The sequence below is a fragment of the Campylobacter mucosalis genome, assembly GCF_013372205.1.
GTDB lineage: Bacteria > Campylobacterota > Campylobacteria > Campylobacterales > Campylobacteraceae > Campylobacter_A > Campylobacter_A mucosalis.
Genome location: NZ_CP053831.1, coordinates 312,942 through 327,391, shown reverse-complemented (window position 1 = coordinate 327,391; position 14,450 = coordinate 312,942). Strand labels below are relative to the sequence as shown.

The window sequence follows — 14,450 nt, the reverse complement described above, 5'->3', positions numbered from 1 at the left end:
CTTATCTCTTTTTATTTAAATAACCAAGTGTGCTAAGAGAGAGTAAATTTTCACCTACTCCAACGCAAATTTTAGCATCATTTGGTAAAAATAGCATAACTTGACCGCTGCCTAAAAATCCAAGCTCATCGCCCAAATTTACAGATTGCGGATTTTCTAAGCTAAGCTCCCTTGATAAAGGACCAGCGATAACTCTCATTGCTATCTTGCGCCCATCTTTTGAAAAATAATATATCGCCTTTTCATTAAGTGATAAAGCTTGTTTTAGTTTTAAGCATAAAAAAAGTCCGTGTCGTTGGCGAAACTCAGTTATCTTTGCTTCACAAGGCGAGTAAAACACACCAACGCCACAAACAGACTTTTGTATCACTACTCTTGTACATTTTTTGCCGTCAAAATCAGAGGAGCCAATCTCTAAAATTTTACCATCTATCGGAGAGATAATAGCAAGTGGATCGCTTAAGAGAGGTTTTGAAATTTTACCCCTAAAAAACAGCAAAGATACTATAAAAACAGCCACAAAAAAGAGTTTAAACATATCAAAGCCAAATGCCAAAAGCATAAGGACACCAAAAAACATTATATATTTATGACCCGATTTTGCGATATAGTTCATACTACTTCTCTTTATCTTCCTCAGGAGTTAGCCTAGTTGGCAGTCCATTTTCCTCTTCAAATTTTCTAATAATCTCACGAACTTTAGCACCCTCGATAGTTTCTTCTTCATAAAGTGCCTTAACCATATCTTCAATAGCACCACTATATGTTCTAAGAGTTGATAAAACTTCTTGATACCTAGCGTCTAGCATTTGTTTTACGGTCTCGTCAACCATTTGTGCTGTTTTATCGCTATAATCTTTTATAGTCTGTCCGCCAAGGAAGTTGTTTCGCTGTTTTTCAAGCACCATAAGTCCAGCAACGTCTGTCATACCATACATACTTATCATGGCTTTAAATATATCCGTTGCCCTCTCAAGATCATTACTAGCACCAGTTGAAATTTCTTTTATAAACACCTCTTCTGCTGCACGACCACCTAAAAGCACATCAACTTCAGCTATAAGTTCGTGTTTTTGCATCATAAATTTATTCTCTTCAGGGCGATTTAAAGTATATCCAAGTGCCGCTAATCCCCTAGGGATAACAGAAACCTTACTAACTTTTTTAGCACCTTTAGTTACTTCAGCTATGAGTGCGTGACCGCTTTCGTGGTATGTAACTATTCGCTTCTCTTTTGGATTTACACGACGAGATTTTTTCTCAAGTCCAGCAATAGATCTCTCCACCGCTTCAACCAAGTCAGCCTGCTCAACTTCAGGCTTTGATTTTCTACCAGCTAAAAGTGCGGCTTCGTTTATAATATTTTGCAAATCAGCCCCAGCCAAACCAGTTGTTAAGCGACCAATCTCGTCTAAATCAACATCTTTTGAAATTTTAACATCTTTCATATGAACTTTTAGGATATCTATCCTACCCTTAAAGTCAGGCTTATCAACCAAAACTTGACGATCAAAACGTCCAGGACGTAAAAGTGCCGCGTCTAGAATTTCAGGTCTATTTGTAGCTGCTATAACAATAACAGGTAATTTATCCGAGTCAAAACCATCCATTTCAGAAAGTAGCTGATTTAGCGTCTGTTCGCGTTCATCATTGCCACCCATTGGGCCTGAGTTTCTACTCTTTCCTATCGCGTCAATCTCATCTATGAATACTATCGCCGGACTCTCTTTTTTAGCACTCTCAAAAAGATCACGAACGCGACTAGCGCCAACACCAACAAACATCTCAATAAAGCTTGAAGCCGACATTGAGAAAAACGGCACATCGGCCTCTCCCGCAACCGCACGAGCTAAAAGCGTTTTACCAGTACCTGGAGGCCCTACAAGCAAAATTCCCTTTGGTATCTTTGCACCAAGTCTTATATATTTATCTGGGTTTTTAAGATAATCAACTATCTCAACAACCTCGTCTTTTGCCTCTTCAACACCTGCAACATCATCAAATTTTACCTTTGGTTTCTCTGAGTTGATAAGCTTTTTTGCACTTCCTATGCCTAAAATTCCACCACCCATATTTTTTTGCATACGACTAGCAAAAAACATCCAAATAGCAAAAAATATAAATACTGGTAAAACCCAAGAGAATATAAGCTCACCAAGCCAATTTGTATCGCTGTATGCCTTATACTCTATGCCACTCTCATCAAGCAAAGGTATTAGGGTTTGATCTGAAAGTATACGTTTGGTCACAAAGATATTTTGATTAGCCCCAAGAGCTCTAATGCTACCATCAGAAATTTCAATCTTTAAAATTTGCTTTTGTTTTATCATCTCTTTTAGTTCAGAGTATGAAACAGATTTTGTCGTGCTATTTGCACCAAGAGTGCCGTCTATGCTATCGCCAGTAAGGCTTCTAAATACAAGCACTATAACAATGGCAAATATTGCAAATATAAGAATTGGATTTTTATTAAAAAACCCACCATTATTATTGTTGTTATTTTGATTATTTTGAAAATCTTTCATCACCTTCCTTAATCTCTTTGAAAAACGAAGCTTACCCAGTCATTAAGCTGTTTTCGCTCAACCAGCTTAAGATCTGAAAATTCTTCAATTATTCGTGCTTCATATTTTTGTAAAATTCCAGATAAAATTAAGTATGCACTATTTTTTAGAATATTTTTTAAATCTTTTTTTAGCATAAAAATAACGTCAGCTATAATATTTGCTACAACGATGTCATATCTTTCATCTAAGTTTGTAACAGAACCAACCCAAATATTTTGAAAATTTACGTCATTTAGTTTAGCATTTTGAGTGGCACTTTGCACAGCTAATTCATCGGTATCACAAGCATCTACACTACAACCAAGTTTTGCAAGTGCTATGCTTAAAATTCCACTACCACAACCAACGTCAATCGCACTCATACCACTTCTAGCATATTTTTGTAAAAACATTACGCAAGAACTAGTACTTTCATGATGTCCAGAGCCAAAGGCAAGTGCTGGGTCTATGATGATGTTTTTTGCATTATCTTTAGGAGCTTCCCAACTTGGACGAATGTAAAATTCGCCCAAATCAACCGGCTTTATGCTCTTTTTATACTCATCTATCCAGTCTTTATTATCTTTTTGTATTAAATTTGTAGATGTATCATTTTTAATTCCAAGTGCGTCGCTAAGCCTTTTAGAGTACTCATTAACACCCCATTCTAAAGTACTTAGATCATCCTCATCTCGAATTAAAATTTCATTTTGACGCTCTTCGATACAGGTAATACCAAGCGAAAAAACAAACTCAGATAACTCTTTATAAAAATTTGAGCTTTTTATACTGAGCTCGTAGAATTTCTCTTTCATTAACCAAGAACGTCTTCAAGCTTTTCTTTTAAAACTTGCGGTGTAAAAGGCTTAACTATGTAGTTATTAACACCAGCTTTAAGCGCCGTAATAACCTCTGCTTTGCCACCCTCTGTTGTTACCATTATGATTGGCATATCAACATATTTAGCCTCGGCACGAACCTTTTTTACAAGTTCAAGTCCGTTCATTTCAGGCATATTCCAGTCAGTTATCAAAACATTCACATCGGCATGTTGAGCAAGTAAATTCCAAGCCTCAAGTCCGTGCTCTGCTTCTAAAATATCTTCGTGACCTAGTCTTTGAAGCGTATTTTTTATAATTCTTCTCATAGTTGAGCTATCATCTACAACTAAAATCTTCACATAATATCCTTTTAGTAAAAATTGCTGTATTCTAGCAGATTTTAAATTTATTGAAGCTTTAAAAAAATTTTATTTAAAATTTTTTGACACAAAGAGCTAATCTATGTGTCAAAAAACCTAAAATTTCTTCTTCCTAACCTCACTAACAATATCTTTAGCCATATTATCAACCTGGGCTGTTACTTCATTAGTTCTATTAGCTACTGATTGATTTATCATATTTATACCTTCAGCTTGCTCTTTTACAGTGTTTAGCGTATCATTATAGTACTAAGCTCATTTGCTGAGCAAACTAGCCAATCAGCAACGCCATATTTCTTACAAGCGCCTACTTTTTCAATACCGCCATACTCAAATCTAAATGACTCTTCGCCGTTTGGATCAACACCACCTTTATCAAAATAGGCATTTATCAAAGATCCATCATATGCAAAGCCAATTAAAGCCTTCCGAGTAAAATTTTGTTAGATAATTATACCCCTATAGCTTTAAATTTTACTTTAAGATGTTTTCAAAAGCACTTTTTAAGTCTATTTTACCTTCATAATACGCTTTACCGACAATAACTCCGCTAATTTTTTTGCTATTTTTAAGTTTGATGATATCGTCAACACAAGATACGCCACCGCTTGCTATCGTTTCTACTCCACTTGCGTTAGCAATATCAAGCGTAAAGTCCACATTTACGCCACTTAGCGTTCCATCTTTGCTTATATCAGTGCAGATAATCGCCTCTACACCAACATCAGCAAATTTTTTAGCAAGCTCAGTTGCTTTGATATTTGAAACATTAGCCCAGCCCTCAGTCGCTACGTATCCATCTTTCGCGTCAATGCCAACGACAATTGGATAAAGTTTAGCCATATTTGCTACAAATTTTGGATCTTTTAGAGCGATTGAACCTAAAATCACGCGTTTTACACCCAAATCCAAATAGCGTTTTATACGCTCCTCATCTCTTATGCCACCGCCTATTTGGACATTTAAATTTGAGGAATTTACTATTTTTTTAATCACTTCAAAATTTACAGGCTCTCCTGCAAATGCTCCGTCCAAATCAACGATATGAAGCCACTTTGCTCCTAAATCTCTGAAATTTTTAGCCAAAATTTCAGGCTCATTTGAGTAGATTTTCGCACTACTCATCTCGCCCTTAAAAAGCCTTACGGCACAGCCCTCTTTTAGGTCAATCGCTGGGAAAATTTCCATTATATCTCCGTAAAATTCTTTAAAATTTTAAGCCCAACATCGTGGGACTTTTCAGGATGTGGCTGAAAGGCAAAAACATTATCTTTTGCCACGGCACTTACAAAATCATAACCATACTCACTAACACCTAAAATATCGCTTTTATCATCGCAAATAGCGTGAAAACTATGCACAAAATATAAAAATTCGCTCGTTTTTAGCCCATTATTTATTGGTGTCTGCTTTGTAAAATTTATAACATTCCAACCAACGTGAGGAATTTTTAACGAGGTGTGAAATTTAGTCTCGTCAAATTTCACAACACTTCCTTTAATCACGCCAAGCCCGTGATTTTCTCCAAATTCATAGCTCTTCTCAAACAAAAGTTGCATACCAAGGCAAATGCCTAAAAATGGCTTACCGCTCTTTATAAATTCCAAAATCGCAAGGTCTAAATTTTTCTGTTTTAGCCTATTTATCGCTTCGCCAAATGCACCAACGCCCGGTAATAGCACTTTATCATAGTTTTTAAGCTCATCTGAGTGGCTAACTAAAACCGCCTTTTTACCCAAAATTTCAAAGGCATTTATAACGCTTTGAATGTTTCCTGCACCATAATCAACAATGGCTATCATCACGAAACCTCAGATTTTTTAACGCTAAACAGATAAACGCTTAGTGCGACCATTAAGAGTGCGACACCACCGATTAGATATATCGCATTTATGATATTTTCAGGTGCTGTTATAGCAAATTTAAACACAAGCATTAGGGCTTCAATTGCAAGGGCGATGATAATTGAGCCAATAAATCTAACCATAGTTTTATACGCCATACTTGCCTCGTTTCTATTTTTACCAAGTACCTCTTCTTCAAAAATCGTCTTAACAAGGTCAAAAATGGCTAGTGCCAGGGTTAAGATAATGGTTGATTCAAAAATTTGCTCTATTTGTATATCAGAAGTATGCGATATAAAACTCTTAACCCCTTGCCAAAACAAAAACGCACATATCATAAATAGTGCCACGCAAAACATCGTGTATACGCCACGTAAAAAGATACCAAAATAGCTCTCAATCCGCCCATCATCAATCATATTTAGCAAATTTTCAAGACCGATGTCGATACAAGCGACAAATTTTAACTTGCCCTCATCATCGTAAATTGGCACACTAGCAGTTACGCAAAGTTTGCCGTTTAAGCTTGAGGGGTATGGATCGCTTAGAAAGCACCTTTTTAGCTTAACGGCTGAGTAATAATATGCCTTATTTGCCCTATTTTCACCATTTCCAGTTATAAATTTCTCATTTAAGCTATAAATATCGCCAACTTGAAATCCATTACTATCAAGCACGTAAAACGCGTCAAATCCGTCAATCTCATGTGCGATTTTGCCAAGCCCTTCTTTGATATTTGCAAAATTTACAGATGGCAAATGATTTGGTATATTTCGCTCAAAAAGGTAGCATAAATACGCCCTAGCCTTGTATCTAACTTCGCCAAAACGCTGAATTTCTTTTATTACCAAAAATTATCCTTTTAAATTTAATGCGTGGTTAAACTCTGGCACGATTTGTTTTAAAGCAACCGCAACATCGCTATCTTCTAGCTTTAAAAGCTCACCAATCTGGCTATTTAGCAAACCAAGATCGTAAGGCTCAGAGTGAGTTACAAAGATACTTTCAAATTTTGTCTGCACGTCATCTTTGTTTATAAGTAGCTCTTCATAAAGCTTCTCTCCAGTTCTAAGCCCTACAAATTCTACACCTAAATGCTCTTTGTTTGATAGGATAAGCATTTTTTTAGCCAAATCTACAATTTTTATAGGCTCACCCATATCAAGCACGAAAAGTTCGCCACCACAAGCGATAGAGGCCGCTTGAAGCACTAGCTGGCACGCCTCTGATGTGAGCATAAAATAACGCGTAATATCAGGGTGTGTGACGCTTAGCGGTTTGTTTGCGGCGATTTGAGATTTAAATTTTGGTATGACTGAACCTGATGAGCCAAGAACGTTGCCAAAGCGAACACAAACAATCTCACACGCACCGCTTTCGTTTGAATTTAACGCGTAAAGTTCGCAAACTCTCTTTGTCGTGCCCATTATATTTGTTGGGCGAACGGCTTTATCGCTTGAGATAACCACAACCTTTTTTGTGCCAAATTTCTTAGCCAAATCTATGACATTTTTTGTGCCGATGATATTGTTAATCACAGCTTGGTGCGGGTTTAGCTCACAAAGCGGGACGTGTTTGTAAGCGGCTGCGTGAATTACTATTTGTGGTCTATGCTGTATAAAAATCTTTTCAAGATCAGCAAAATTTACAATATTTACAAGTCTGCTTATAGTCCTTAAATCCTTTGTATCTTCTGTGATTTTATATAGGTTAAACTCGCTATTTTCGACCATTATAAGCTCTTTAACACCAAATTTCAAACACTGCTTAACTATCTCAGAGCCTATGCTACCACCAGCCCCAGTAACTAAAGCCACCTTATCTTTTATGAAATTTGCAATGATTTGAGGGTCTAAATCTTTTGGTTTTCTAGCTAGTAGATCCTCGATAGATATATCTTTAATCGGCTCTTTTTCAACCAGCGAAAACATCTTAACATCACGTATGCCATAGCTCGTAAGCTCATCAAAAAGCACTTGTAAGTCATCTTGTTCAAGTGCTAAAGCGATGATTGCGGTTTTTACATTATAGTCCTTTACAATACTTGGAATTTCGCTCTTATCTTGAACCAAAAATCCATCACAATAAGTCCCTATAAGATCGCTTCTACCGTCCACAACGCTTACAGCATAAAAATCTAGATAACCTTGTCTTAATCCGTTTAAAACGTGTATCGCTTTTGTCGTAGCACCAAAAACAATGCAGGGCTCTCCCCTGTGCGGTTTTGTAGAAAAGTCTAAGAACATACGCTTTGAGATACGCAAACTACCCACGAGCAAACACGAGATTAAAAGGTCAATAGATATGACACTTCGTGGATATGGATTTAAAAAATCCTGAACTATAAAATATATAACAGTAAAAACAACAGCAGCGCAAATATGAGCTAAGAAAATTTTACGAGCTTCATTTAACCCAAAAAATCTCCACGGAACTTTGTAAATTTTAAAAATCCACATAAAACCGAGCTTTAAACCAACAAGCAAAAACATAGTTATAAAAAGCCCGTTGTAGTAAATTTCAGGTATGTTGCCGTTAAATCTCAAAAGATACGCAAAATATATCGATGATACAAAGATAAATGCGTCACTTATTAGGAAAAAAACGAGCCTTTTTAGCTTCGTAGCCTTTAACATTTATGCGTTTTCCTTTACGATTTTTATCACTCGCTCTTGCGTTTTAGGATCTAAGTCGCTACCACTTGGCAGACAAATTCCGCGCTCAAATAAATTCTCACTAGTGCCGTCTATTTCGCACAAAGCACCCTTAAATACGGGTTGAGTGTGCATTGGTTTCCAAAGCGGACGGCTCTCAATATTTGCTCTGTTTAGCGCGTCAATAACTTTTAAATGCACGCCATTTTGTTTAAAAACGCCAGTTGTAAGCCATCTATTACCACAAGAATTTGGGATTTCTGGCATAAACTCTAAAACATCGCTTAGCTCATTTTTATAAATTTCAAAAACTGCCCTTTTTTGCTCCACTCGTTTTTCTAAAACCTCCATTTGAGCAACGCCAATAGCACCTAAAACGTTGCTAAGTCGGTAGTTGTAGCCAAAATCCTTATGCTCGTAGTGTAAAAACGGCTCACGTGCTTGAGTGCTGTAAAATCTGGCTTTCTGCACTAAATCATCACGTCCAACTAGCATACCGCCACCTGATGTCGTGATGATTTTGTTGCCATTAAAGCTATAAACCCCAAGTTCGCCAAATGTGCCAAGCGCCTTGTTTTCATAAAATCCGCCAAGTGCCTCAGCTGCGTCTTCAACCAAAAAAATGCCCTCGTTTTTGCAAATTTCACAAATTTCTTTCATCTTTGAAGATTGTCCGTAAAGGTGTGTAAGGACTAGGGCTTTTGGCTTTTTTGTGGCGTTTTTAATCGCCCTTTTTAGTAGCTCTGGGCTTAAATTCCAGCTCTCATCGCAGTCAATAAAAATGGGTGTAGCCTTCTCATACAAAATAGGCGAAACTGACGCCATAAAGGTAAAACTTGACGCCAAAACAACATCGCCTTGCGTGATACCAAGCACCCTTAATGCAAGATGAAGTCCAGCCGTGCCTGATGATAACGCTAGGGCGTCGGTGGCTTTTGTGTAATCTTTTATACTTGCTTCAAATTTATTTACATACTCGCCAAGCGGGGCTATGTAGTTACTTTTAAATACTTCGTTTATATACTCTTGCTCACGTCCGCTCATATTTGGCGGAGATAAAAATACCCTATCCATTTTTTTCCTTTTTAAAAAATGTGCAAATTTTAGCACTAAAACTTTAAATTTTACTAATCACGGCCTTAGCTGGATTTCCATACGCTTTTACGTTATCTTTTATATCTCTAACCACGACGCTTCCTGCACCGATTATACAAACAGAGCCGATATTTATGCCCTGAATTACACTTGAGCCTATGCCAACGTGCGTAAAGTCGCCCACTTTAACAGCTCCAGCAAGTGCCACATTTGGGCTAATGTGAGCAAATTTACCCACTACGCATTCGTGTTCTATCACGGCGGCGGTGTTGATAATCGCACCCATTTTTATGACAGCTTTTGCGTTAATTACGGCGTTTGGCATTACGACAACGCCACGCTCTATCACTACACTTTGGCTAATGACCGCACTTTTATGCACGAGCGAAACCAGGCTAAATCCAGCGTCAAGCACACGTTTTGTTAAGGTTGAGCGAGTTTTATTATCGCCAACGGCTATAAAAATATCAGCCTTTGGCAAATTTGGACTAAATTTCATATCGCTTTTATCATCTAAAAATACGATCTCATCATATCCCACGCTACTTGCTATATCAGCACAAACAAGCCCGTGCCCACTGCTGCCATAAATGTAAATTTTTGCCATTTTTGCCCCTAATTTTTGCCGTTAAATTTCTCGGTCGTAACGTGTCCGTCTTTGCTCACGCCCTCTTTGGCGATGACCTTTTTTATTGTTAAAATCGCAATTTTAACGTCTAGTAAAAAGCTAAGATTATCAGCGTAAAACACGTCAAATTTAAACTTCTCGCCCCAGCTTATGGCGTTTCTGCCGTTAATTTGAGCAAGTCCGGTAATACCAGGACGCACGTTGTGACGGCGTTTTTGATAGTCGCTATAAAGTGGCAAGTATTCAGGTAAGAGTGGGCGTGGCCCAATAAAGCTCATATCGCCGTTTAGCACGTTAAAAAGCTGTGGCAACTCATCAAGGCTTAAAGCCCTAATTTTCTTACCAAACTCGCCAAGCCGTAGCTCATCAGGCAAAAGTTCGCCCTTTTCATCACGTTCATCACTCATCGTTTTAAACTTGTAAATTTTAAAAATTACACCATTTAGCCCCGGGCGAGATTGCGTAAAAATGGGGTTTGTATTTAGTTTTTTGCGGATTAAAATCCATAAAATCGCCATTAACCAAAATGTTAAAAAAATAAGCGTCAAAGCACCTAAAATGTCAAAAAATCGTTTAAAAAAATGCCTATACATCTATAAAATTCCTATAAATTTCTACATATTTTTTAGCAATCTCACGCTCATCAAACTCCCTTAACGCCCACTCTCTGCCGTTTTGTCCTAGTTTTTGCGTTAAGCTTTCATCATTTAGTAAAATTTCTATCTTTTTTGCTAAATCTAGCGGATTTTTTGCTTCGCAAAGTAGCCCATTAAAGCCGTGAGTTACCGCCTCATTACACCCCGTTACATTTGAAGCAACGACTGCTCGTCCCATACTCATAGCCTCTAAAATCGTGCGAGGGTAGCCCTCTTTGTAGCTTGGCAAAACCAGCATAAAACTAGCCTTTAAAAGCTCTGCTATGTCATCTCTTGCCCCAAGATAACGCACGTTGCCACCCTTTAAAAATGCTAAATCCGCCGTGCTTTTGTTGCCATCAAACCCCTCGCCAACATAGACAAACTCGCAGTCTGTTCGCTCTTTTAAAATACTAGCTGCGTCGTAAAATTCCCTAACGCCCTTGTGCCACATAGCACGAGCTATCATCAAAACGACCTTTTTATCGCCTAAATCCGCCTTTTTTGCGGTGTCTGGATTAAAATTTTGCGTATTTACGCCAACGCTTTTTACCTTAAAAATTTTTTCACTTTTTATTAGATTTTGGCTTAAAAAATACGCCGGGTCGGCATCATTGACAAATATACAGCCATCACTCATATTTAGGGCTTTTTTGTATAAAATTTCAACTACTTTTCGCACGGCACGACTTTTTAAATCATCATCAATGTAAAAACTGCCAAGCCCTTCAACCAAATTTATAACGTGCCTAATCCCAGCTTTTTTTGCAGCAAACGTACCAAAAATGTTTGATTTGTGAGCTGATGTTTGAAGCAGATCAAGATTTAAATCCTTTAAAATTTCAGCTAATTTTGCCGTGTTTTTTAGCACCACAAGCGGATTTAAACTAGCCCTATCAAGCTCGTAGGTTACGACATTAAACTCACTTTTTAGCCTTGATACAAACGCTCCGTCCGGACAGATCGCAAAGACTTCGTGCCCTAAATCACGCAAGGCTCTCATTATTGGGGAGCGAAAGAAGAAAATGCTCATATCAGCGTGAGATAAAAATCCAATTCGTGCCATTAAATTTTTAGCCTATAAATTTTTGCAGAGTGATCTAAAATAATCGGTTCAAACAAGCTATCATCGTAATTTTCAAGCACAAAGAGTTGTATAAACGTGCTATTTAGCATTTTCTCATCAAGCAACAAATATCTATCATAATCAGCCATATAAATCACATAAATTCCGCTATTTTTATTATACTCACTAACGCGTACATCAAGTTTGCCGTTTTGATCATATTTTGTTACGATATATCCGTCTAAAGGCAAAAGGTCGCCACCTATTCTCACGCTTTTAAAATCGTTTAAAAGTATCACATTTGAGGCAAGCAATACGCCCTCATCGCTCTTTTGCGTGTAATTTGTGGCAAAAAACAAAGGATCGGCTAGTTTCTTACCACTTTTTAAATCAAGTCTACTAAACTGCAAAATAGTTGGGAAAATACTCATCATTCTATCTGGCAAATAGTAGTAAATTTCGCGTGTTTTTGGCGGCAAAGAGATATTTTTACTAGCTAGAGTGCCCAAAAAATCATTCACATCAGTTGCATTTTTATCGCTCATAATTTTTGCCAAATTTGTGCCAAAACGCTCTTTGAAATTTCGCTCTGTGTATTCTACTTCAAGACGTGCCATATTTGCAGAGCTAATCTCATCAGCACCCAAAGCAAAACTCACAGCAAAGTTATCTCGTCCTAGGTGCTTACCCCCGTCAATTAGTGTTTTAACATCTGCGTAGTAGCGTATCGGATAGCCGTAATCCCACCACGCCAAAACGTAGTCCTCACGCCCAGCAATGCTCTTTAATCTATTTAAAATTTCAACCTCGCTCTTTAAAAAAACGGGCGAAATTTTATAGCTTATAATATGACTTGCAATCGGATAAATAGCCAAAATCGCAACCAAAATGTAAGCTATATTTGCTAAAATTTTGCTTTTTATAAAATCCAAAACCCAAACAACTAAAAACCCAAAACCAAGCGCCATAACAGGCACCGCATAAATCGTAAATCTAAGACCGCCCTTTAGCGCTAAAAACCCAAGCACAACCATACCAAGAGATAGCCCAAAGCTTCGGTGTCTAAACAAAAACAAAAATAGTCCCGCAATAGAGCCTAAAAACACAACAACACTACCGCTTATACGCTCACAAAACAGCTCAAAATCCACCATACTTGACTCTTGTATAGTCTGATTTACGTTAAAAAATTTAAAACTAAGCCCGGAGAGTTCACTCACATCTCTAAAAATATAAAATTTCAGCTGAAAAATAATTGGGTTTAACCCGCCTCTTAATGCAAAAACTGCTAAACTAAGAGCCAAAAATGCAAAAATAAAGCGGTTTTGCCACAGATTTTTATACCTTAAACAAGCAAGATAAAATCCAAAAATAGCAGAAATTTTAATATAAAAATTTAGGTTTGAGATCGCGATGATAAGCAACGCAATCTGTGCATAAAAGAGCAAATTTTTGCGTTCAAAAACGAGTGTGTAGAGCAAAAATAGCCCAATCGTGGTTGCTATAAGCGAAAATCCGCTTAAATACCACCAGTTATACAAAAGTACAAAAACTGGCGCGATGACAAGGTCTATTGGTCGCCTATTTTGAGCTAGTCTAATAAGCCCCCAAATAACAAACATCGGAAGCACGATAATAAGCATATCTGTATCGTAATATCCAGCCATTGTGCGGTTATAATAGCTATTTGCCACACTTGCAATTAGTGCTGAGATGAAGCCTATTTTTGGGCTTTTATACTCGTTTGCGATTAATAAAATCGGCACGACAACAAGTGAGCTAAAAAACACACTCATATAAAGCATTACAACTTCAAGCTTTATACCAAGAAATTTCACGATATAAAACGTAAGCGTCGAGAGCGAACTGCCGTAATAGCTAAGGTCATTTTGCTGATGAAACCCAGCAAGCATATCACGTGCACCCTCGGCAAATGCGTAGCCGTCGTTTGTGCTAATCATCAGCGCGCCATTTTCAAAAAACATAGGGTAGCCACTAGCCCAAAACACCCAGTAAAAACGCACCAAAACACTAAACGCAAACGCGATAATCATAAACAAAAATAGATGTTTTGATAGCCAAAAATTTTTTAAATTTTGATACACGAGAAGTCCTAATTTTTTGTGCGATTATACTTAAAAATTTAGAAATTTCAGCTTTTTTGTAGGTAAAAGCCACCCAAAAATGGGCAGCTAAGAATTAAAATTTATATGTGTAGCCGACAAATAGTCCGTGATTTGTCTCTTTTAATTTTGCATCGTATTTTTTATTATATTTTGTGTAGTCAGCTTTGTAGCCAAACTCAACGGCGTTGCTTTTATCAATCTCATAAATCCCGCCCAGTTTAGCACCCACAACAATACCAGTGAAATTTACTTTACCGCTCCCATCGCCTCTAGCTTTCATATTAATTCTTGACACACCAGTGTAGGCACCAGCTAGAAGTTTAAAGCTATTGCTAATACTTGGTGTATAGTCGCCACCTATTAAAAAGCTGTGTTTAGTCCATTTAAGCTCTACTCTATCGCCGTCATCTGTAAATGTTTTTTTAGTCTTTAAGTCATACACATAAGCACCATAAGCTCTAAATGTATCAAAGTCATAACCAGCTTTTATACCAAGTCCTGCTTGACCTTTACCGATTGAATCACTATCTATTTTTAAATTTGATCTAAACGAATAATCACCCTCAAATCCTATAAAAGCACTCTCTGCAAATGTCTGACTAACAAGCAAAGATGCAACCAAACTAGCCTTTAAAGCCAAATTTTTCATACTATC

At 37.4% G+C, this 14,450-nt stretch carries 15 protein-coding genes; all 15 read right to left on the bottom strand.

What is annotated here, in order from left to right:
- Nucleotide 1 precedes the first annotated feature (1 nt).
- A complete protein-coding gene (locus tag CMCT_RS01660) occupies nt 2–616 on the bottom strand; it encodes a phosphatidylserine decarboxylase (RefSeq protein ID WP_034969458.1) in 615 nt (204 codons plus the stop codon).
- Between the two features lies 1 nt (nt 617).
- The gene (gene ftsH, locus CMCT_RS01655; protein WP_171993635.1) at nt 618–2,525 is read right to left on the bottom strand and encodes an ATP-dependent zinc metalloprotease FtsH; all 1,908 of its coding nucleotides are present in this window, start codon (nt 2,523–2,525) and stop codon (nt 618–620) included.
- A gap of 8 nt (nt 2,526–2,533) precedes the next feature.
- A complete protein-coding gene (locus tag CMCT_RS01650; protein WP_034969456.1) occupies nt 2,534–3,361 on the bottom strand; it encodes a 50S ribosomal protein L11 methyltransferase in 828 nt (275 codons plus the stop codon).
- Entirely contained in the window at nt 3,361–3,726 is a 366-nt protein-coding gene (locus tag CMCT_RS01645) for a chemotaxis response regulator CheY (RefSeq protein WP_034969454.1), read from the bottom strand. Before CMCT_RS01645 ends, CMCT_RS01650 begins: the two co-directional genes overlap by 1 nt.
- 251 nt (nt 3,727–3,977) lie before the next feature.
- Nucleotides 3,978–4,142, bottom strand: coding sequence for a hypothetical protein (locus CMCT_RS01640; protein ID WP_176324987.1), 165 nt, complete (start codon nt 4,140–4,142; stop codon nt 3,978–3,980).
- Nucleotides 4,143–4,221: 79 nt separating this feature from the next.
- Nucleotides 4,222–4,935 (bottom strand): 1-(5-phosphoribosyl)-5-[(5-phosphoribosylamino)methylideneamino]imidazole-4-carboxamide isomerase, encoded by a 714-nt coding sequence (gene hisA, locus CMCT_RS01635; protein WP_034969452.1) that lies wholly within the window; start codon nt 4,933–4,935, stop codon nt 4,222–4,224.
- A complete protein-coding gene (gene hisH / locus CMCT_RS01630; RefSeq protein WP_034969450.1) occupies nt 4,935–5,549 on the bottom strand; it encodes an imidazole glycerol phosphate synthase subunit HisH in 615 nt (204 codons plus the stop codon). The genes hisA and hisH overlap by 1 nt, the downstream gene beginning before the upstream one ends.
- Nucleotides 5,549–6,442: a PDC sensor domain-containing protein gene (locus CMCT_RS01625; protein WP_034969449.1), complete on the bottom strand. Its 894-nt coding sequence runs from the start codon at nt 6,440–6,442 to the stop codon at nt 5,549–5,551. Before CMCT_RS01625 ends, hisH begins: the two co-directional genes overlap by 1 nt.
- 3 nt (nt 6,443–6,445) lie before the next feature.
- Nucleotides 6,446–8,227 carry a UDP-N-acetylglucosamine 4,6-dehydratase (configuration-retaining) gene (gene pglF, locus CMCT_RS01620; RefSeq protein WP_176324986.1) on the bottom strand — a complete coding sequence of 594 codons (1,782 nt, stop codon included), beginning with the start codon at nt 8,225–8,227 and terminating at the stop codon, nt 6,446–6,448.
- Entirely contained in the window at nt 8,228–9,319 is a 1,092-nt protein-coding gene (gene pglE / locus CMCT_RS01615) for a UDP-N-acetylbacillosamine transaminase (RefSeq protein WP_034969447.1), read from the bottom strand.
- Between the two features lie 43 nt (nt 9,320–9,362).
- Nucleotides 9,363–9,947 carry an acetyltransferase gene (locus CMCT_RS01610; protein ID WP_034969445.1) on the bottom strand — a complete coding sequence of 195 codons (585 nt, stop codon included), beginning with the start codon at nt 9,945–9,947 and terminating at the stop codon, nt 9,363–9,365.
- 8 nt (nt 9,948–9,955) lie between these two features.
- Nucleotides 9,956–10,561, bottom strand: a complete 606-nt coding sequence (locus CMCT_RS01605; RefSeq protein WP_176324985.1) for a sugar transferase — start codon at nt 10,559–10,561, stop codon at nt 9,956–9,958.
- Entirely contained in the window at nt 10,554–11,669 is a 1,116-nt protein-coding gene (pglA, locus tag CMCT_RS01600) for a N,N'-diacetylbacillosaminyl-diphospho-undecaprenol alpha-1,3-N-acetylgalactosaminyltransferase (protein WP_034969444.1), read from the bottom strand. Before pglA ends, CMCT_RS01605 begins: the two co-directional genes overlap by 8 nt.
- Nucleotides 11,669–13,774: an STT3 domain-containing protein gene (locus CMCT_RS01595; RefSeq protein WP_034969442.1), complete on the bottom strand. Its 2,106-nt coding sequence runs from the start codon at nt 13,772–13,774 to the stop codon at nt 11,669–11,671. The genes pglA and CMCT_RS01595 overlap by 1 nt, the downstream gene beginning before the upstream one ends.
- Nucleotides 13,775–13,868: 94 nt before the next feature.
- Complete coding sequence (locus CMCT_RS01590; protein ID WP_034969441.1) at nt 13,869–14,444, bottom strand: outer membrane beta-barrel protein; 576 nt, start codon at nt 14,442–14,444, stop codon at nt 13,869–13,871.
- Nucleotides 14,445–14,450 lie beyond the last annotated feature (6 nt).

Excerpts from the sequence above, each read along its gene's own strand:
- CMCT_RS01660 (WP_034969458.1), bottom strand. The coding sequence starts at position 616 with ATGAACTATATCGCAAAATCGGGTCATAAATATATAATGTTTTTTGGT.
- ftsH (WP_171993635.1), bottom strand. The coding sequence starts at position 2,525 with ATGAAAGATTTTCAAAATAATCAAAATAACAACAATAATAATGGTGGG.
- CMCT_RS01650 (WP_034969456.1), bottom strand. The coding sequence starts at position 3,361 with ATGAAAGAGAAATTCTACGAGCTCAGTATAAAAAGCTCAAATTTTTAT.
- hisA (WP_034969452.1), bottom strand. The coding sequence starts at position 4,935 with ATGGAAATTTTCCCAGCGATTGACCTAAAAGAGGGCTGTGCCGTAAGG.
- hisH (WP_034969450.1), bottom strand. The coding sequence starts at position 5,549 with ATGATAGCCATTGTTGATTATGGTGCAGGAAACATTCAAAGCGTTATA.
- pglF (WP_176324986.1), bottom strand. The coding sequence starts at position 8,227 with ATGTTAAAGGCTACGAAGCTAAAAAGGCTCGTTTTTTTCCTAATAAGT.
- pglE (WP_034969447.1), bottom strand. The coding sequence starts at position 9,319 with ATGGATAGGGTATTTTTATCTCCGCCAAATATGAGCGGACGTGAGCAA.
- CMCT_RS01610 (WP_034969445.1), bottom strand. The coding sequence starts at position 9,947 with ATGGCAAAAATTTACATTTATGGCAGCAGTGGGCACGGGCTTGTTTGT.
- CMCT_RS01605 (WP_176324985.1), bottom strand. The coding sequence starts at position 10,561 with ATGTATAGGCATTTTTTTAAACGATTTTTTGACATTTTAGGTGCTTTG.
- pglA (WP_034969444.1), bottom strand. The coding sequence starts at position 11,669 with ATGGCACGAATTGGATTTTTATCTCACGCTGATATGAGCATTTTCTTC.
- CMCT_RS01590 (WP_034969441.1), bottom strand. The coding sequence starts at position 14,444 with ATGAAAAATTTGGCTTTAAAGGCTAGTTTGGTTGCATCTTTGCTTGTT.